This window comes from Mucilaginibacter sp. GW821-FHT07H05 (assembly GCF_059418485.1).
In genome coordinates this window covers 505,652-526,293 of the sequence record NZ_JBWKPY010000005.1, presented here as the reverse complement: position 1 = coordinate 526,293, position 20,642 = coordinate 505,652, and the positions used below count along the sequence as shown (strand labels likewise).

General features: G+C 46.3%; 17 protein-coding genes. 2 read left to right on the top strand and 15 right to left on the bottom strand.

Features of this window, described 5'->3' with window-relative positions; translation table 11 throughout:
* Positions 1-119: 119 nt before the first annotated feature.
* The 12 genes from AC07M6_RS16375 to AC07M6_RS16320 form a co-directional block, all read right to left on the bottom strand.
* Positions 120-1,313 carry an FtsW/RodA/SpoVE family cell cycle protein gene (locus AC07M6_RS16375; RefSeq protein ID WP_494891229.1) on the bottom strand — a complete coding sequence of 398 codons (1,194 nt, stop codon included), beginning with the start codon at positions 1,311-1,313 and terminating at the stop codon, positions 120-122.
* Between the two features lie 122 nt (positions 1,314-1,435).
* Entirely contained in the window at positions 1,436-2,821 is a 1,386-nt protein-coding gene (gene murD / locus AC07M6_RS16370; protein ID WP_494891227.1) for a UDP-N-acetylmuramoyl-L-alanine--D-glutamate ligase, read from the bottom strand.
* 128 nt (positions 2,822-2,949) lie between these two features.
* Complete coding sequence (gene mraY / locus AC07M6_RS16365; protein WP_494891225.1) at positions 2,950-4,191, bottom strand: phospho-N-acetylmuramoyl-pentapeptide-transferase; 1,242 nt, start codon at positions 4,189-4,191, stop codon at positions 2,950-2,952.
* 188 nt (positions 4,192-4,379) lie between these two features.
* On the bottom strand, positions 4,380-4,724 hold the full coding sequence (locus tag AC07M6_RS16360; protein WP_494891223.1) for a four helix bundle protein: 345 nt from the start codon (positions 4,722-4,724) through the stop codon (positions 4,380-4,382).
* A 105-nt stretch (positions 4,725-4,829) separates the two neighbouring features.
* Positions 4,830-6,290, bottom strand: coding sequence for a UDP-N-acetylmuramoyl-L-alanyl-D-glutamate--2,6-diaminopimelate ligase (locus tag AC07M6_RS16355; RefSeq protein ID WP_494891221.1), 1,461 nt, complete (start codon positions 6,288-6,290; stop codon positions 4,830-4,832).
* Complete coding sequence (locus AC07M6_RS16350) at positions 6,287-8,416, bottom strand: penicillin-binding protein (RefSeq protein WP_494891219.1); 2,130 nt, start codon at positions 8,414-8,416, stop codon at positions 6,287-6,289. Before AC07M6_RS16350 ends, AC07M6_RS16355 begins: the two co-directional genes overlap by 4 nt.
* Positions 8,413-8,820, bottom strand: coding sequence for an FtsL-like putative cell division protein (locus AC07M6_RS16345; protein WP_494891217.1), 408 nt, complete (start codon positions 8,818-8,820; stop codon positions 8,413-8,415). Before AC07M6_RS16345 ends, AC07M6_RS16350 begins: the two co-directional genes overlap by 4 nt.
* The gene (rsmH, locus tag AC07M6_RS16340; protein WP_494891215.1) at positions 8,817-9,719 is read right to left on the bottom strand and encodes a 16S rRNA (cytosine(1402)-N(4))-methyltransferase RsmH; all 903 of its coding nucleotides are present in this window, start codon (positions 9,717-9,719) and stop codon (positions 8,817-8,819) included. Before rsmH ends, AC07M6_RS16345 begins: the two co-directional genes overlap by 4 nt.
* The gene (locus AC07M6_RS16335; RefSeq protein ID WP_494891213.1) at positions 9,712-10,188 is read right to left on the bottom strand and encodes a division/cell wall cluster transcriptional repressor MraZ; all 477 of its coding nucleotides are present in this window, start codon (positions 10,186-10,188) and stop codon (positions 9,712-9,714) included. Before AC07M6_RS16335 ends, rsmH begins: the two co-directional genes overlap by 8 nt.
* 547 nt (positions 10,189-10,735) lie before the next feature.
* On the bottom strand, positions 10,736-11,338 hold the full coding sequence (locus AC07M6_RS16330) for a GIN domain-containing protein (protein WP_494891211.1): 603 nt from the start codon (positions 11,336-11,338) through the stop codon (positions 10,736-10,738).
* A gap of 490 nt (positions 11,339-11,828) precedes the next feature.
* The gene (locus AC07M6_RS16325; protein WP_494891209.1) at positions 11,829-13,721 is read right to left on the bottom strand and encodes a RecQ family ATP-dependent DNA helicase; all 1,893 of its coding nucleotides are present in this window, start codon (positions 13,719-13,721) and stop codon (positions 11,829-11,831) included.
* A 120-nt stretch (positions 13,722-13,841) separates the two neighbouring features.
* A complete protein-coding gene (locus AC07M6_RS16320) occupies positions 13,842-14,480 on the bottom strand; it encodes a hypothetical protein (RefSeq protein ID WP_494891207.1) in 639 nt (212 codons plus the stop codon).
* A gap of 91 nt (positions 14,481-14,571) precedes the next feature.
* On the opposite strand from AC07M6_RS16320, the gene AC07M6_RS16315 reads away from it, so the two are divergent.
* Positions 14,572-17,850, top strand: a complete 3,279-nt coding sequence (locus AC07M6_RS16315) for an amidohydrolase family protein (RefSeq protein ID WP_494891205.1) — start codon at positions 14,572-14,574, stop codon at positions 17,848-17,850.
* A gap of 44 nt (positions 17,851-17,894) precedes the next feature.
* Positions 17,895-18,209, top strand: coding sequence for a hypothetical protein (locus tag AC07M6_RS16310; protein ID WP_494891203.1), 315 nt, complete (start codon positions 17,895-17,897; stop codon positions 18,207-18,209).
* A gap of 147 nt (positions 18,210-18,356) precedes the next feature.
* On the opposite strand, the gene AC07M6_RS16305 is transcribed toward AC07M6_RS16310, so the two are convergent.
* From AC07M6_RS16305 to AC07M6_RS16295, 3 genes are read right to left on the bottom strand one after another with little or no spacing between them, the layout of a single operon-like run.
* Positions 18,357-19,157, bottom strand: a complete 801-nt coding sequence (locus AC07M6_RS16305; RefSeq protein WP_494891201.1) for a molybdopterin-dependent oxidoreductase — start codon at positions 19,155-19,157, stop codon at positions 18,357-18,359.
* Entirely contained in the window at positions 19,141-19,824 is a 684-nt protein-coding gene (locus AC07M6_RS16300) for a cytochrome b/b6 domain-containing protein (RefSeq protein WP_494891199.1), read from the bottom strand. Before AC07M6_RS16300 ends, AC07M6_RS16305 begins: the two co-directional genes overlap by 17 nt.
* A 5-nt stretch (positions 19,825-19,829) precedes the next feature.
* A complete protein-coding gene (locus tag AC07M6_RS16295; protein WP_494891197.1) occupies positions 19,830-20,621 on the bottom strand; it encodes a DUF1223 domain-containing protein in 792 nt (263 codons plus the stop codon).
* Positions 20,622-20,642: the final 21 nt, after the last annotated feature.

Below are 20,642 nucleotides of genomic sequence, written 5' to 3'. Positions count from 1 at the left end.
CAAAGGTGACCTGTATGATGGGTTCCTGAAACAAGTTCAGGATGACAAGTTGTCCTTCATTTGCACATCTGCATATCCCCGCATCTGCACATTAATTCCCCCTTCAGGGGGTTAGGGGGCTACCCCATTGTTAAATCGCCAACTACTACTTTATTACTTTTATTGGTGCTGCCTTCCGCTTTTCCTATATTTTTCAACTCCTCGTTCTCGTCAATATGCCTGCTTACCGACAGGATGATCCCAAAGGCGATACTGGTAAACAGTATCGATGTACCACCCATACTCACCAGCGGTAACGGTACCCCGGTTACCGGCCCCAAACCTACCGCGATAGCCATATTGGCAAATGCCTGGATACATAAGCTAAAACTCAAACCAGCCGCCAGCAATGCCCCGAATGCCTTTGGCGCCTTCGTGACAATCTTGACGCACCGGTACAACAGGAACAGGTATAAACTCAGCAAGGTTACCCCGCCTATCAACCCGTATTCTTCCACAATAATGGCATAGATCTCATCCGAATACGATTCGGGCAAATAGTTACGCTCGGTACTGCGGCCCGGGCCTTTGCCAAACACGCCGCCGGTTGCTATGGCTATCTTGGCGTGGTCGCCCTGAAATTTCTTCTCTACCGACGCTTTTTCAGGATGCCTCCAGGTTTCGATACGGGTCATATACAGGTGGCGGCGCGGACCTAATAAGGCCACCATTACCACTAAAACACCACCAACCGCGCAGGTTATGGCTATTTGTTTGATACTAACCCGACCCATAATCAGCAGTAGGATACTTACGCCAAACAGCATTAAAGCGGTTGACATGTTGGCCCACATGATTAGTACGAACACCAGGCAAACCGCCCCCATAATTGGCGCGAATGATTCTTTTACATTCTTAATATTCTCCTGCTTGCGCGATAACATACGTGCCAGGTAAGTGATCAGCGCCAGCTTGGCAAAGTCTGATGTTTGAAATGTGAAGCCAGTACCGGGGATAGCTAACCAGCGGCTGGCGCCATTTACATTGTTGCCAAAAATAAGCGTAACAAACAGCAGCGGTATGGTAATGATCATAAACACTTTTGAAATACCCGCATAATAACGGTAATCAATTTTATGCGATACATACATCAGGAAAATCCCCGCGAAGATCATCAGCATGTGCTTAAACAGGATGGTCTCGGTAGATTTACCCTGCTTATATGCCAGCGTACCGGTTGAACTGTAAACAGCCAGCATAGAAATAATAGACAATAAAATAACGATCAGCCAGATCCAGCGGTCGCCTTTGGTATTATTGAGTATTTTGTTCATAAGCCCCCCAGCCCCCTAAAGGGGGAGTTTTGTTAATGTTTACTTTTATTCTACTGTACATCTTTATATCATTCAGTTTCTATATTCTGCCTCCCAAACTCCCCCTTCAGGGGGCCGGGGGGTTAAAGTTCCATCACCGCAGCCTTAAATTGTCTGCCCCTGTCCTCATAATTCTTAAACAGATCGAAACTGGCACAGGCCGGCGATAGCAATACGGTTTCGCCTTTTTTAGCCAGATGAAACGCTATCTGCGCGGCCTCGGCTGCTGATGAAGTATTGACAATTACTTCTACATCGTCCTCAAAAGCATCGTGGATACGCTTATTATCTTTACCCAGGCAAACTATGGCGCTTACCTTTTGCTTCACCAGTTCTTTCAGCATACTGTAATCGTTGCCTTTATCAACACCGCCCAGTATCAGCACCACACCGGCGCTCATGCTTTCCAGCGCATACCAGGTTGAGTTAACGTTGGTAGCTTTGGAATCGTTAATAAACTTGATACCCGAAATTTTCGCTACAAACTCCAGGCGATGTTCTATCGGCTGGATATCCATCATACTCTCCCTTATGGTTGAGTTGCGGATCTCTAATACGCGGGATACAATGCCCGAGGCCATAGAGTTGTAGATGTTGTGCTTGCCCTGAAGGGCCAGATCTGTGATTGACATTTGAAAATGTTCCTGGTTTACGTTTATGACAATATTGTCGTTTTCGAGATATGCTCCCGTTTCAATAGTTTTTTCGATAGAAAATGGCAGTTGCTTAGCCGCGAAAGTGTGCCCCTGCATGCCTTTAATCGTTTCGGTATCATCGGCGCAGTAAATAAAATAATCGGCCGCCGTCTGGTTCTGCGTTATCCTGAATTTGGATGCCGCGTAGTTTTCCAGTTTATAATCGTACCTGTCCAAATGGTCGGGTGTAATGTTTAACAGCACCGCTATATCTGCCTTAAACCGGTACATATCGTCGAGCATAAAGCTACTGATCTCCAGCACGTAGGTGTCAAACTTTTCGGTAGCCACCTGGTAGGCAAAGCTTTTGCCAATGTTACCCGCCAAACCCACATTTAACCCTGCTTTGCTTAGGATATGGTAAGTAAGCGTGGTAGTGGTTGTCTTCCCATTCGACCCGGTGATGCAGATCATCTTCGCACCGGTATAACGCCCGGCAAATTCAATTTCGGATATTACCGGGATACCCTTTTCGCGCAGTTTTTTCACCATCGGCGCCTTATCGGGGATCCCCGGACTTTTAACCACCTCAACCGCGTTTAATATTTCGGCTTCGGTATGCTGGTTTTCTTCAAAGCGGATATTCCAGCTTTGCAGCTGCTGTTTGTATTTATCGGCAATAGGCCCAAAATCTGATACAAAAACATCATACCCCTGCTGTTGCGCCAGGTATGCCGCCCCCACGCCGCTTTCGCCAGCACCAAGGATGCATAGCAGCCCCCCAGCCCCCTGAAGGGGGAGTGAGTTTGCGTGTATGTCTTTGTTTTCGTTCATTTTTATTTTTGTGATTTCACCGATTGCTTTTTGATTTCACCGATTAAATCATCTCATTCATTTCTTCATTTGCACATCTGCATATCCTCGCATCTGCACATTAACTCCCCCTTCAGGGGGCTGGGGGGCTACCTCAACTTCAACGTTATCACCGTTATAATGGCCAGCATAATACACAGGATCCAAAACCGGGTAACAATCTTGGCTTCATGGAAGCCTTTCTTTTGGTAATGGTGGTGCAGCGGTGCCATCAGGAAAATACGGCGACCTTCGCCAAACTTCTTTTTGGTGTACTTAAACCAGCCTACCTGCATCAGTACCGATACATTTTCTATCACAAATACCCCGCACAATACGGGCAGCAGTAACTCCTTACGGATCATAATGGCAAACACCGCTATAATACCGCCTATGGCCAAACTGCCGGTATCGCCCATAAATACCTGGGCCGGATACGAGTTATACCATAGGAAACCTACACAGGCCCCCACAAATGCGCCGGCAAAAACCACCAGTTCGCCCGAGTTGGGGATATACATAATATTCAGGTAGTCGGAGAAAAAGATGTTACCCGATACATAAGCCAGTATAGCCAGCGTGATACCAATAATTGCCGAGGTGCCCGTCGCCAGGCCGTCTATCCCGTCCGTTATATTAGCCCCGTTGGATATAAAGGTGATAATGATGATCACAAAGAACAGGAACACCACCAGTGTATATTTCTCGTACCCATGACCTAAAAATTTCAGCACCTTTCCGTAATCGAACTCGTTGTTCTTGTAGAAAGGCATGGTGGTTTTGGTCGATTTGATATCCTGTGTGTAGATCGGCTTATCGTTCTTCATGTGGAAATCAACCGGCGCATCGTACTTAACCGGCAATTTCACTTCCTGCCTGATCTTAATATCGGTGTGGAAATACATGGTGTACCCCACTATTAGCGCTAAGCCAACCTGACCTATAATTTTAAACCTGCCGGCAAGCCCTTCTTTATTTTTTTTAAATACTTTAATATAATCGTCTAAAAAGCCTATCGCGCCCAGCCATACGGTGGTAACCAACATCAGGATGATATAAACATTATCTAACTTGGCAAACAGTAAAGTTGGCACCAGTACACCCAATAGAATAATTAAACCGCCCATAGTTGGGGTACCGGCTTTTTGCATCTGGCCTTCTAAACCCAAATTGCGCACCGTTTCGCCCACCTGTTTAAAACGCAGATAATCTATCAGCCGGCGGCCGTAAACCGTTGTAATCAGCAACGATATAATGACTGCCATAGCCGTACGGAACGTGATGTACTGAAACACCCCCGCCCCGGGAATATTGTAGTTTTTATTCAGATAGCTAAACAGGTAATATAGCATTGGCTCATTTAATGTGCAGATGTGCAGATGTGCAGGTATGCAAATGATTTGATTTGCGTATTGCCCAGATGCTCAAATGCTGGTGATCTAATGTGCAAATGTGCGTATGTGCAGATATGCAAATGATTTGATTTGCGTATTGCCCAGATGCTCAAATGCTGGTTTCTTTACTAATTATTTACTCTCTATTACTTCTTTGTAGATGAAATTATCTTACCCAATATTTTTATAATTGACTGGATATCATCCAGCATGTTTTGTTCAAATGGATAATTTTTGGCGTGTTTGCATATCATTAGCCAGTATTCTGTTTCCTCTGCCTCTTTGTAAGCCACTTTACATTTATGCCTAAAATCATCCTTACTTTCTGCCCCTTGCGCTTCTTTTACATTCGCACCTACCGACGTACCGCTTCTGAATAATTGGTTAGCCATGTTGAATTTTTTCCGTGCCTCTAATTCTTCTGTGAACTCAACTATTTTCAGCGAGAACGCGAACGTCAGGTCAACTATCAAATTCGGCTTACCAACCATTCCTATTATTTCAATTTATAATTTTCTTTATTCTCTTAATGTGCATATCTGCATCCACATATTTTCTCATTCATTTGCACATCTGCATATACGCACATCTGCACATTAACTCATCAACTTGAAGAGTTCCTCTAACTCCTCCCGATCATCAAAATGGTTTCTCACACCTTTTATCTCTTGATATTTCTCGTGTCCTTTACCTGCTACCAGTATAATATCACCGGGTTTAGCTAAATGGCAGGCTGTTTTTATGGCCTCGCGGCGATCAACTATACTGATCGTCTTTTTCTTGTTGGCTCCGGTAACACCGGCTTCCATTTCTTTAATGATCTCTGCCGGGTCTTCCGAGCGTGGGTTATCCGATGTCAGGATCACCTTATCGCTCCACTCGCAGGCCATGGCTGCCATCACCGGGCGCTTGGTACGGTCGCGGTCGCCACCGCAGCCAATAATGGTAATCACCTGTTCGGTTCCCTTGCGCAAATCGTGAATGGTGGTTAACACATTCTGCACGGCATCGGGCGTGTGGGCATAATCCACAATCCCAATCACCTTATTAGGCGACATGATGGCATCAAACCTGCCTTCGGCACCGCTTAATTTGCTCAGGCTAACCAGTACTTTTGATTTATCCTGATCCAGCAGCATAGCAGCGGCATAAACTGCCAGCAGGTTATAGGCATTAAAATTACCAACCAGTTTAAACCAAACTTCCTCGCCATCAATATTCAGCAACAAGCCGTTAAACTCGTTCTCTAAGATCTTCACCTTATAATCGGCCATATTTTTTAGGCCGTAGGTTTTTTTGTGTGCTTTGGTGTTCTGCAGCATTACGCTGCCGTTTTTGTCATCGATGTTAGTCAGCGCGAAAGCCGTTTTGGGCAGGGTATCAAAAAATGTTTTCTTAGCTTTTAAATAAGCGTCGAAAGTTTTGTGATAGTCCAGGTGATCATGCGTCAGGTTAGAGAAGATCCCGCCCGAAAACTTCAGGCCCTCAATCCGGTGCTGCGCAACCGCGTGCGAGCTGACTTCCATAAAGCAATAATCGCAGCCCTGTTCCACCATATCGTTCAGCAGACTGTTCAGCGCTACCGGATCGGGGGTGGTATGGGTGGCAGGGATCACTTTACCGTTCACCTGGTTCTCTACCGTTGATAACAGGCCGCATTTATAGCCCATATCCCTAAACAGCTTGTATAAAAGCGTAGCAATGGTGGTTTTACCGTTGGTACCGGTCACCCCAATCAGCTTTAACTGATCGGACGGGTTATCATAAAAATTAGCCGATACGATACCCAGCGCCACGGCCGAGTTTTGCACCATTAAAAAGTCCGCGCCGCCTGCTGTGTGTCCCGGCAGTTCTTCGCATATCACAGCTGCGGCGCCATCTTTTACGGCTTGTTCTATAAAATCGTGCCCATCTACAGCCGTACCTTTTACAGCCACAAACAAACAGCCCGGCACCACCTTGCGCGAATCAAAAACCACGCCCGATATCTCTACATCGGCACTGCCCTGCAGTTCGGTAAATGGCAAACCTTCCAGTAACTCGCTTAAATATTTCATTCCAACACTAATGTTATGGTTGATCCCTTCGGCATCACGCTGCCAACCGCTGCCGATTGGTTAAGCACCACGCCACTTCCCTTTGCACTCACTCTGTATCCCGCGTTGCCCAGTATATAGGTGGCATCGCTAAGGCCCATGCCCGTCACCGACGGCACTGTACCTTTTTTATATTTTGCTTCCTCAAACACAATACCAGCGCTGGTGTCGGCACCATCGGCCGGGTTGGCATTTGCATACAGCGGCTTAACGCCCAGCTTAGTATACACTTGTTTCAATGCTTTGTAATCGCCATCCTTAAATTTTGGCGGCTGCGTATTGCCCACCAAATGCAGCTGGGCTGCAGGGCGGTTAATGCTTAAATCGTTTGCATATACCCGGTCGGCTATTCTTCTGAACACCGGGCCGGCCACCCAGGCGGCCAGGTGCAAACCAACACGCGGGTTACTAATCACTACGATCATCGAATACTTTGGTTTGTCAGCCGGGAAGTACCCGCAAAACGAGGCCTGGTGCGAATTTTTTTCGCCATAACCCAATGAGCCATTGGCTATTTGCGCCGTACCGGTTTTACCTGCTACACTATACAGGTTATTTTTAATCACGATATGGCCGGTACCTTCCAGTACTACACCTTCTAACATGCCTTTCACTTTGGCCAAAGCCTCGTCCGAACATACTTTCGGGTTGATTACCCTTGCCTGGAAACGCTCTACCGTATTACCCATCCGGCGAATCTCTTTTACAAAAATCGGTGCTATCATTTTGCCATTATTTGCTACCGAATTATAAAAGGTGAGCATTTGCAATGGCGATAGTTTTAACTCGTAGCCGTACGCCATCTGGGCCAGGCTTTGCAGCTTGTTCCAATGTTTCGAATCCGGATTTTTGATCAGCGGGCGGCCTTCACCCGGTATCTGCAAACCATTCTGTTCGTTCAGGTGATAGCTATACAGCTTATCGGTAAACGCCCGGGGGTTATTGATATAGTTTGAGTACACCAGCTTTACCGCAGCCACGTTTGATGATTTTTCGAAGGCGCGGCGGGCGCTTACCACACCGCCCTCATCCTCCGCGTCTTTTATATGCAGAAATACTTTACCGTTTTTAGGGTTAACCATATCATAACGGCCATGCTGCATATCCACCAGTGTACTGGTATCTATTTTTTTATCATCCAATAAAGCCATATAACTGGCCAGTTTAAAAGTTGACCCCGGTTCGGCCTCGCCTGCAATAGCATAGTTAAATTTCTCCTGGTAGTCACCATCCTTGGTGCGGGTAAAATTGGCAATAGCGCGCACCTCGCCGGTGGCTACTTCCATCAATACCACGGTACCAAAATCGGCCTGCAGGCTATCTAACTGGTGCTTCAACACTTTTTGGGCAACATCCTGGTAATTCACATCAATGGTCGACATGATATCCGCGCCATCCTTTGCCGCAATCTCATCGTCTTCGTTCACCGGCCGCCACACACCGCCGGCCATGCGCTGCATCAGGCGTTTACCATTCTCACCGTTAATATAGTCCTTGTAGGCGCCCTCAAGGCCAACTACATTCTTTACATTCTCGTTATTATAGCCAATAGTACGCAGCGCCAATGTTTTAAAAGGGAATATGCGCTTGTTCTTTTGCACGGCAATCAAACCGCCCTTATATTTACCTAAATTAAAAACCGGGAATTTCCTGATCTCCTTCAGTTGCTGATAAGTTACCTTACGGCGAATTAAAAAGTAACGCGAACTATCTTTACGGGCGGTGCGCAAAGCGCGGGAATAAGCCTGGGCCGAGTTATCGCCGAAGTAGCTTGACATTTTTGCCGCCAGCGAATCGATCCTTAAATTAAACGCTTTTTCGCTTTCAATACCGGCAGCCAGCATATCCATATGCAGTTCATACTCGGGCACCGACGTAGCCAGCAAGCTGCCATCCAGCGCCAGTATGTTACCCCTTGATGCTTCTACATTAAAGTACCGGGTAGAAAGGCTATCGGCCATGGCCTGCCATTTTTTACCCTGGATAAACTGCACCCGGCATAATTGCACAACAACAGCCCCGGCGAACAATACGATGAGTCCGAAGGCGATGTAAACACGCATTAATATGTTTGCCCTGATGTTCATTGCGGTTCCTCCACTTTTACGATGATCTTTTGCGGCGGCGCAACGGGTTCTTTCAGGCCCAGCGTATCCGCCAATTTGGTCACCTCGTTCAATGTGCTTTTAAAAGCCAGCTCGGCTTTGGTGGTTTTATAGTCCCAGCTTAATTCTTTTACTTCCTTACTCAGTTTATCAATATCGCGGATAGTGTTTTCGGCGATATGCATATTGCCGATATAGATCATACCCAAACACGCCAGAAACAAAATAAAAGGCAGCGCACCGGTGGCGGTCTCGGTCGAGATCACCCCGTTGCTTAAAAACGTAATAAACCAGTTTTCGGGGATCTCCTTTTTAGGGGACTCCTCCATTACGGCTTCGTTTTCAGCTTCCTCCTCCTGAATTTCTGTACGTAAACGATTGGTCATTTTTTTACAGCTATCCTTAATTTGGCACTGCGTGCCCGGTTATTTAATTGTATTTCTTCTTCGGTTGCTACTATGGCGCCGCGACTAACCGCATCCAGCGGTTTTTGGTCGTTACCATAAAGGTCCTTCACCACTTCGCCGCTGAATTTGCCTTTGGCGATGAAGTTTTTCACCAGCCTGTCTTCCAGCGAATGATAGCTCATCACCACCAGCCTGCCGCCCGATACCAATACTTCGGCCGATTGAATTAAAAATTCCTTCAGCGCTTCCAGTTCCTGGTTCACCTCTATCCGCAATGCCTGGAAAACCTGCGCCAGGTACTTATTTTCTTTCCCTCTCGGGATTAAACCCTGTATGGCATTCTTCAGATCGGCCACTGTATTTATCGGGGTGTTTAACCTTGCGGTAACTATTGTTTTTGCTAAGGATTTTGAATTCTGGATCTCGCCATACATCCCGAAAATGCGGTGCAGGTCGGCTTCGGCATATGTATTTACCACTTCTTTAGCGCTCAGGTCTGATGCCTGATTCATGCGCATATCCAATTCGGCATCAAAGCGAATGGAAAAGCCGCGCTCGGCCTGATCAAACTGGAAGGATGAAACCCCCAGATCGGCCAGGATCCCATCCACCGGAACAGCATCATGCAAACGGCAAAAGTTTTTGAGATAGCGGAAGTTTTGGTCTATAAAAATAAAACGCTCATCATCTATCAGGTTTTGCTGCGCGTCGGCATCCTGGTCAAAGGCCAGCAGTTTGCCATCGGCACCCAAATGCTTCATGATCTCGCGCGAGTGTCCGCCACCGCCAAAAGTGACATCAACGTAAGTACCGCCGGGCTTAATATTCAGCGCGTCGATACATTCCTGCAGCATTACGGGGGTATGGTAATTACTCATCGCCCCTCCTTCCTTTCCCACCCATTACGCGCTCGGCCAGCGCGGCAAAGTCGGCAGGCTCGTTAGCTACCATTTCATCGTACGCACTTTTCTCCCACACTTCTATTTTATTGATCTGACAACTGATAATGATCTCGTTAGCCGAATCAGGATCGATGCCGGCGTGGCCGCATAACAGTTTTGGCAACAAGATACGACCGGCCGCATCAGGCTCAACATTGGTAGCCCCACGGGTGAAGTGACGGATAAATTGCTGGTTCTCGCGCTCGTACTGATTCAGCTTCAGCAACTCGGCAACCACTTCGTCCCATTCTTTTTTGGTGTAGATCAGCAAGTTTTTATCAAACCCACGGGTGATCATCAGCGGCTCTTTCCCGTCGCCAGGAAGCTGCTGCTTAAGCGCAGAAGGCAATGTCAAACGTGATTTGACATCCAGCTTACAAGAATAATCGCCGAAAAAGTATGACATGGGCACAACTATACCATTATTGGTAATGTAAAAGTAAAGCAGATTACTCCACTTTCAACCACTTTCACCCACAAAAAGTTTTCAACATTTAAAAAATGGCATTTTACCCCACTTTTTGGTTGAAATAACTAATCGGTTATGCTGTCATATTTTTTATTTGAGATGGATTTTAATGATAAATAACGGGTTAAAGGTAGTGTTTGGGGATGGATATTGTTGCTTAATTGTTTCCACAGGGGATTTTAACGCAATACCCGATTTCATGTACCGTAGGTGCTACCTGTTTGTAGCCTATTAACCCTACCTGTGTTTTGCGCCGTAGGTGCTACCCTATACGGTTAAGGGTAGCACCTACGGCGCATTATACTCTTGTTGCTATTCTTCTACAAACAGGTAGCCCCGATGGGGCATATCACTCTTAATCCCCTTATCGAAGATCAGCGCAATCAACGAAATCAAAAAAATCAACGGTAAAATCTAATCCCACAAAAAAAAGCCTCCCGAATATCGGGAGGCTTTCCGTGGGTTATATAAGGAAGGAAACTGATTACATAATAGCCAGTTCCTGGTCGTTTTTAACCACTACGGCCAAACCGTTTACTTTTTTAGTTAAACGCTCGGCAACAAAATTGGTGCTGTTTACAGTTGATGACTGGTTAACCTGCATATCGCAGTTAGTTACGTTACCGGTTAAGTTAGCTTTAGCGCGATCATTTACAGTGATGGTAGCATTGAAAGCTTCCAGGTCTAAGTTTGCGGTAGCGTTATTGTACACGTTAACATCCAGTTCGATAGCTGAGAAGTTTTTACCGGTTTTAACAACCGCGTTATCATACAGTGATAAAGTACGCAGATCGGCAGCGGTTACATAAACCACTAAAGCTTCTTTAGTGTATGAAGAGATACGCAGGGTACCGTTTTGGTTTTGAACCAGGGCGCTTTCGCCGTAATAGTTATTAAAAACTTTTACGTTATTGGCGTCGCCATTGGTTAAATATACTTCTACGTTACCGCGAACTTCGATTTTATTGAAGTTTTTAACCTCTGTTAATACGGTTGCAGTCTGATCTTTTTTTGTTGTAGCAAATGCTGTATTTGTTATAGTTGCTATAGTAAGCAGTGCGGCGATGGTGATGATATTAGTTTTCATGATATTTGGTATTTTGTTGATTGTCAATTAATTATATAGTTTTTGTAATTTATATACACCTATAAGACGATGTATTTTCAGAAACGTTACAGATAATTTAATTTTTTTTATTATATTATTTTTCTGCCCTGTTTTGAGGCCGCAAAGGTATGATTATTTACATCATATTTTGTGTCATTTAATTGTCATATACAATACAATTTCCATCCTTATAATATTATGCATGCATTGTATATTTTAATTAAAAAATTAACATGATTTGGCACCCTAAATTAAAAAGATGGCAAGGTTTGGGGATTGGAGAAAATTAAAGCTTATTGTATTATACACACTATTGGGTCATTGGGTCATTGGGTCATTGGGTCATTGGGTCATTGGGTCATTGGGTCAAAATGCCTGCGGCATTTTTTTTACTAACTATTTAATGACTCAATGACAGCGAAGCGTAATGACTCAATGACGCGAAGCATAATGACAGCCAGCGTAATGATTAAATATAATACCGTACTCCGTCGGTCTTTATCCTCCCGGCATCCAGCAGCAGGCGCAGGGTTTCGATTTTCTCTTTATCAGTGCCGGTGTGGATGGATGATACCAGGTCGTCCAGCTTTAATGGGGCGGTGAGTAACAACTGCAGCAATTCGTTAGCGATATCATCCGCAATAGAAGCGGCGTTACTTTGTCGCCTTTCGGCGATACAAATATCGCATACCCCGCATTTGGGCGCGTTCTGCTCGTCAAAGTAGCTTAACAGCATTTGGCTGCGGCAACGCTGATGTTCGGCATAAGCAAATACGGCTTCCATTTTGCGGCGGTAGGTAGCCTTACGCTCTTCTATATATAAGGTATTAATCGTCAGGTTATCGGGGATCTGCCGGGCGCGGGTCCAGGTTACCTGCGGCTGATCGGTTTGGGGCAGATAGTTCAGCACGCCGAAGCTTTGCAGCTTGTTCAGCGCGTCTATTACCTGTTGCACATTCATGTGGGTGCGTTTGGCCAAATCAAATTCACGCAGGCGCACATAATTATCAAAGGCCCCGGCGTACGATCGCAGCAGGATCTTAATAAAGGCATCCCAACCAGGGTTTTGAATTTGAAAGTTGTACAACTCCTCGTTCATCACCTCAAACCTGAAACGTGATGGCAGAAAAACACTTTCGTTAAAGGCCAGGTATTCGTCCTTCTCTAAAAACTTCAACGCGTTCAGTGTCTTTATCGGTTCCAGCTTAAAACGCGAACAAAACTCGGCCAGGTCGAGGTTCAGGCTCAGGCCCTCGCCTGCGCCGTAGGCTATCTGGTAGTAATTAGCTATATAATGATAGGTGGCTTTTATTTCATCCAACGTTGGGAAGGCCGAAATAAACTTGCGTTCCTGCTTCATCCTGTCGGCCGGGCCATATAATAATATCGCGTAAGCCTTTTGCTCATCGCGCCCGGCGCGACCGGCTTCCTGGTAATAGGCTTCCAAACTCTCAGGCACATCGGCATGGACCACAAACCTTACATCAGGCTTATCAATCCCCATCCCAAAGGCATTGGTGGCAACAATAATAGGCACCTTACCGCTTTTCCAGGCCTCCTGTTTGGCCGAGCGCTGGTCGGCCGGCAAACCGGCATGATAGTAATCGGCCTTAAAGCCGTGTTGGGTAAAATGTTTAGCAATCTCAAAAGTTTCTTTACGGCTGCGCACATATACAATACCGCTGCCTTTTATCCCACGGGCCACATCCAGCATTTTGCGCAGCTTATCCTCGTGCTGCTGTACTACGTAAGCCAGGTTCTTCCGCTCGAAGCTTTTTTGAAAAATGCTCTGATTCTTAAATTGCAGCTTTTCCTGGATATCAAATTTAACATCTACAGTAGCGGTAGCGGTTAATGCCAGCACCGGCACTTTAGGATGCAAGGCCCGCAGATCGGCAATGTGCAAATAGGGCGGCCTAAAATCATAACCCCATTGTGATATACAATGTGCCTCATCCACGGCAAACAGGTTTACTTTCATGTACTTGATCCGCTCGCGTACCAGATCGGATAACAATCTTTCGGGCGAGAGGTACAGAAACTTCACCGGACCGTAAATGCAGTTATCCAGGGCTATATCTATTTCGCGCTTGCTCATGCCCGAAACAATGGAGATAGCGTTGATGCCTTTAGCTTTCAGCGTTTCTACCTGGTCTTTCATCAAAGCGATCAGCGGCGATATGACAATACAGATCCCCTCTTTTGCCAAAGCCGGCACCTGGAAGCACACCGATTTACCCCCACCAGTAGGCAGCAGCGCCAAAGTATCGTACCCCAACAAAACGGACTGGACAATCTCCTCCTGCATGGGGCGGAAGGTATCGTGCTGCCAGTAATGTTTCAGGATCTCTTGTATGGTCATTGATTGATAAGTATAGCACTAATTTTTTCGAATTAATCGAATTTCACGAATTTATATAGTGTACAAGAAATTCGTGAAATTCGATTAATTGCGGGTAGTTTAACAACATTCGTGTTTCATTTACTTCCCCTGCGGAAAACATTGGCTCCCCACCGCTCCGCCGCCATACTCTAACACCAACTTACGGTTAGCATATATATAAGTACAGCTATCGTTATAACGCGCCTTTAAGCTATCGGATACAGGCTTATCAAATACATCGAAGAAGTACATCCCCATTCCGCTTCGTTTAAAACCTATTTTGGCAGGGTCGCCACTTTGTATGGAGATGCAATTGGCGGCATCTAATTTCCGTTTGATCATTTTCAGCGTTTGTGGTGTCCAGCCTATCGTCTTTAATACCGTCGCTACCTTTTTTGAGTTTACATCCAGGTTCCAGTCTAAAAATTTTACTGTTTGATCTGCTTCATCCTTACCGGGATATACGCCAAACCGCGCTATTTTTTCATCATCCTTAAATTCAATTTCCACAATGGTTTTTGCAGGTACCCTCGAAGCGAAATATCTTTTAAGTTCGTATATCTCCGCTTTTTTTTCATAGAAATTGCTGATCAACCCGGTGGTGGTGTATTCCTTATCAAACATACCAAAAGCAGAGGCCATGGTAAAGGCGTTGTATATCAGCAATAATAGATATATGCCCGCAAGGCTGCTTAATATAATAAATACCCTCCTGATAATTTGTCTCCTGGTTGCCATTCTGTGTTACAAGGTTAAAGATTGCATAAAAATAGAATACAAAACCATCACATGCACCATTCTTTTCTAAATTTGCATTTTTACCACCGATATGAAAAAACGCTCGTTCTTGATATTGTCCCTTCTTGTTATTTCATTTATGGCCGGCGCCCAAACCAAATGGAGTGTGGAAGCCCCTCCCGGCCCTGCTAAAAAAGTTTCGTTTACACTTGATGAAGGCACCTGGATGAACCTGGATGTGAGCCCTAATGGGCAAAACATCGTATTCGACTTACTGGGTGATATTTATACTATGCCCGTTAAAGGCGGCAAAGCCACGCTGCTGGCCGGTGGCCGATCGTACGAGGTGCAGCCCCGTTACAGTCCCGATGGCAAGCAGATCAGTTATACCAGCGATAAGGAAGGCGGCGATAATATCTGGATCATGAATGCCGATGGCAGCAACAAGCACTCCATTACTAAAGAGAGTTTCCGCTTACTAAATAACGCGTCATGGTCGCCTGATGGGCAGTACCTGGTGGCACGTAAGCATTTTACGGCTACACGATCGTTGGGCGCGGGCGAAATGTGGCTGTACAACAAAAACGGCGGCGAAGGTATCCAACTCACAAAAAAGAAGAACGACCAGCAGGATGCCGGCGAACCCATCATATCGCCCGATAACAAATATGTATACTGGAGCGAGGATGTTACCCCCGGCCCCAATTTTCAATATAATAAAGACCCTAACCAGGGCATTTACGCCATTAAGCGTTTAAACCGCATTACCGGTAATATTGAAACCGTTAGTGGAGGTGCTGGTGGGGCCTGCCGTCCGCAGATCTCGCCAGATGGTAAAACAATGGCTTTTGTGAAACGGGTAAGGCTAAAATCGGTGCTATACCTGCAAAACCTGCAAACCGGCGAAGAGTGGCCCGTGTATGATGAGCTATCGCATGATCAGCAGGAAACCTGGGCTATATTTGGCGTATACCCCAACTTTAGCTGGACACCCGACAGCAAGAATATCATTTTTTACGCCAAAGGCAAAATCTGGAACCTGGATGTGGAAAGCCTGAACGCTACAAATATCCCCTTCGAAGTAACATCCACCCAAACTATTACCGACGCGGTACATTTTCAGCAAAAGGTTTTCCAGGATGAGTTTACGGTGAAGATGATCCGCCAGACTACAACATCGCCCGACGGAAAAGTGATTGCCTTTAACGCGGCTGGCTACATCTATACCAAAGTACTGCCCAACGGCAAGCCCGAACGGATCAGCAGCACCAACGATTTTGAGTTTGAGCCCGAATTTAGTCCGGATGGCAAATCGTTAATCTATGTAAACTGGAGCGATGAACTAAAAGGATCTATCAATGTTGTAGACCTTAGCAGCAAACTGGTTACCCGCCTTACTACCGAAAAGGGCTTTTATTATTCGCCCAAATTCTCTAATAAAGGCGATAAAATCATCTATCGCAAAGGTGAGGGTAACGAGCAATTGGGTTATGCTTTCGGTAAAAACCCCGGCATTTATATTATGCCTTTAACCAGTACGGGAATGGCGCCCATTGGCGGTACACTGGCCTTAACAGCAGGCACCCCGCAACTGGTGATAGACAACGGCATCCGTCCACAATTCAGCGCTGATGATAGTCACATTTACTACCAAAGCAGCGAGGGCGATAAAAAGGCCTATAAAATAATGGACCTGAGCGGCGCCAACCAGCGCACCTTGTATACATCGCAATACGCCACGCAGTTTGCGCCAAGTCCCGATGGTAAATGGATGGCTTTTACCGAGTTGTTTAACTGCTACATTACCCCCATGGTGAACACCGGCGCGTCACAAAACCTATCGGCCACCAATAAGGCTATCCCCTTAAGCAAGCTTACCCGCGATGCCGGTACTTACCTGCACTGGAGCAAGGACAGCCAGAAACTGATGTGGACGCTGGGACCTAAATATTTCACGCGCGATATCCGCAATGCCTTCCCATTTGTAGAGGGTGGCCCCGATAAAACCCCGCCTGTTGATACCGCGGGTACTGATATAGGCCTGAAATTATTGAGCGATGTACCCGATGGCAAAATAGCGTTCACTAACGCCCGCATTATTACCATGCGGGGCGATGAAGTGATAGAAAAAGGCACCATCATTATTGATCATAATAAAATATTTGCCGTTGGTAAAGATGTGGCCATACCCGCCGATGCCAAAGTGATAGACGTAGCCGGCAAAACCATGATGCCGGGCATTGTAGATGTACATGCCCACCTGCATACCAGCCCGGATGGTGTTTCGCCGCAGCAGGATTGGAGCTATTATGCCAACCTGGCCTACGGGGTAACCACCTCTCACGATCCGTCCAGCAATACCGAAATGGTGTTCAGTCAGGCCGAAATGCTGAAGGCCGGCCGCATGGTTGGTCCGCGGGTATACTCAACCGGCAGTATCTTATACGGTGCCGATGGCGATTTTAAGGTGGTGATCAATAATATGGACGATGCCCGCAGCAACCTGCGCCGCATGAAGGCCGTTGGGGCCTTTTCGGTAAAAAGTTATAATCAGCCCCGCCGCGAGCAGCGCCAGCAGATCATTGAGGCCGCCCGCGAATTGGGCATGGAAGTAGTGCCCGAAGGCGGCTCAACCTTTTTCACTAATATGACCATGATATTGGATGGCCATACCGGCATTGAGCACAACATCCCTGTTTGGCCGGTGTACAAGGATGTAACCAGCCTGTGGAACGCCAGCAAAACAGGCTATACCCCTACCCTCATTGTGAGCTATGGCACCCAGTTTGGCGAAAATTACTGGTACGACCGTACCAACGTTTGGAAGAACGAGCACCTGCAAACCTTTTTCCCTACCGGTATTCTGGATGCCCGCTCGCGCAGGCGTACAACATCCGAGTATGGCGATTATGGACATATCGAAGTATCTAAATATGTAAAAAAGATTGCCGACGGCGGCACCAAAGTTAACCTGGGGGCGCACGGACAGATCCAGGGTTTAGGCGCGCATTGGGAACTGTGGATGCTGGCACAAGGCGGCATGACCCCGTTGCAGGCCATCCGCTGCGCTACTATTAACGGTGCAGCTTACTTAGGCATGGATAAAGAGATCGGCTCGCTGGAACCGGGCAAACTGGCCGATCTGGTGATCATGAACGAGAACCCGCTGGATGATATCCGCAACAGCGAAAAAATAAAATATGTGATGGTGAACGGCCGCCTGTACGATTCGGACAGCATGAACGAGATAGGTAACCGCGATAAACCACGCCTGCACTTCTGGTGGCAAATGACCCGCGGCGATATGTCGGCCCTGCCGGTTAACAACAGTGAAACCTGGCAGTATACGGTGCAGGATGGGGATAATTGAGGTTGGTGATTAGAGATTGGTTAATTAGAGATTAGGGGAAAAACATGCTTGAAAACCTCACCATAAAACAAGAATTATTAGCCAGGGTAATAAGTGATATTTCTGAACGCTGTTATTGTGCCGGCTGGATGCAAAACTTAGAATACGTGCTGTGGGATATTACAATAAAGGGTGAAAGGCAATATGGCCTTGATATGGTAACTCAACGGGATATCGATATAATGAAACTCTTGTCTAAAGAAACTAATAGCTGGATCATATTTGAAGATAAAATTGGAGAAACCGCTATAGCAATATCTGACTGGGAAAGAAAATTTGACCAGGACACCCAAAGCAACCACGATCTTTTAAATTATTAGGGCGTTACCTACGGCCCGCGCTTTCCGCTCATACTACACAGGCCTTAGCCACATGGCCGGTATCCGCTGCAATCGCTAACGCTCAATACAAATGACTCAATGACAGCGCAGCGTAATGACCCAATGATAGCGCAGCGAATCACTAACTCACAACCCCGAGTAATAATCATACCCCATTTCGGCCCAGTAATCGGGCGGGCGGGTATTGCTGAAGTTGATAGTATCGATCCGTTTCAGGTTTTTGATCCCATATTTTACGGGGATAATTAACCTTAACGGGAAGCCGTGGGCTATAGGCATCGGTTTGCCGTTCATCTCGTAAGCCAGTATGGTTTGCGGGTGCAGCGCGCTGGGCATATCAATACCTACATAATATTTTTTATTGGGTGTCACAAAGCCAACGTATCCGGCTTTGGCTTCATCCTGTAATCCCAGCTGATCTATAAAATCGGTAAACTTTACACCGCCCCAGTGCTGTACCTGGTCCCAGCCCTCCACACATTTAAAATCAAAAACGATCTCGGTTTTGGGCAGCTTCATTAAATCATTATAGGTAAAAGTGAGGGTATCGCCGCTTTGCTTTTTAACGGTCAGCTTCCAGGTGGTTGGGTCAAATTTGCCTTCCATGCCAATGTCGCCATTCTCGCGCACGTTTTTAACGGCCATACTTTTAGGATATGTTTTAACCAGATGATTACGGCTAAACAGGCGGCGCATAATCAGCTCGTTTTTGTTAAGCGCCTTACGCAGCGGGGCACGCGCCCCGGCGGTAGCGGTTCTGGCCTCGACCGGCGACTGATACAACCAGCGCCAGCCCCCGTAACCAATAACAGATAAGCCCGCGAAGGCCCCAAACGCGATAAAGTTGCGCCGGTTCAGCTGCTTGCCGCTTACTTCTTTTTCTACCAACGGAGCTTCTTTTTTAATGGGCTTAGGCGTTCTTTTCATCTTTAGCTGGGGTTAGGGGTTTATCTTCAACTATTTCAAAGCCCGATATCACCGAACGGAAATTATTCCAGCCGGCCAATATTACCTGCACAATATGGATCACAAAAAACAGTACATAGCCAATGGTGAGGGCAAAATGCAGGATGCGGGCAAAATGGTAGCCGCCACACAGCCAGCATACCCAATAAAATTGCACCGGCTTATAAATAGCTATCCCGGTGATGAGTGAGCCAAAACCCATTACAATAATAGCCGTATAGGCAATGCGCTGCGCGGCATTATACTTGCCCTGGGGCGGGGCTGTTTTGCGGATATGCAGATCATGCAGCAGCACCAGCCAGGCCTCTTTAAAGGAATGACGATTGGGCACCAGTTTACGCCACTCGCCAGATATCAGCGTGTAACCTACATATAGCACGCCATTCAACGCAAAAAACCACATGAACAGGAAATGAAAAGCCATCCCTTCGGACAAGCGGTGTACGATATGAAAGAACTTATAAAAGCCTTCCGGGAAAAAATGGAACTTATAGCCCAATAAAGAGATGTAATAGGTATCGCTTGCCCAATAGATCAGCATACCGCTCCAGATCATAATCGTGAGCAATGGAAAATTGATCCAATGGAACCATCGCATAGCCAGCGTATGTTTCTCTTTTATTTTCATTTTGCTTATTTAATGGCCGCTAATTCTTTATCGGCTAAGGTTATCTTCTGAACCGCTTGTATTTCGCCGCTGTGGTTATTTTGTACAAAACCTATCATATCCCATTCTTTAACATTAAAGCCGTTGGGCAAACTAATCTGGGCGCTCCCCATGTCATTTTTAAGACTGATGGTTTGTAAGCTTTGCACAATATTAATATGTGGCAGCATCCGTCCGTTATTCTCGCCTGCCTTTACCTGGCTTTGGGCATGTTTTTCTATTACGGCCAGCATCAGGTTACTGTTTGCCTGCGCACCGCTTACCTGGTATTGCAAAGTGGCTTTACCACCGCTTATCTTTACATTATTGATCGCCAATGCAGTAGTTGTACCTTTAGCCAATACCTGCTGAATAGCGCCGCGCATCTTCCCTTCATCCGATCCAACAAACTCCGTGCGCCAGTTTACAATAGCCTGCGGGGTATAAACGCCGTCCAGCTTTAAATAGCGGGAATAATCGCGTTGCCTTTGCGAATACTGCGGACTGCTAAACCCATCTTTCCAGCCCAGGTGGTTCCAGTAATCTACATGGTAAGCCAAAACGTAAACTTCCTTGTTCTTATACTCCTGAGCAATTTTAGCCAAAAGCTTGTCTGCGGGCGGGCAACTGGAACAACCTTCTGATGTATATAGTTCTATTAAAGCAAAGCCGGGATTGGCTGCAGTATTTTTTATTCCTGTACGATGGATCTGTGTAAATGCAAAGCCCAGGCTGACGATCAGCAAACCGGCTATAAGCAATAAGTGTTGGCGTTTCATGATTTAATATTTAGCCCTTTG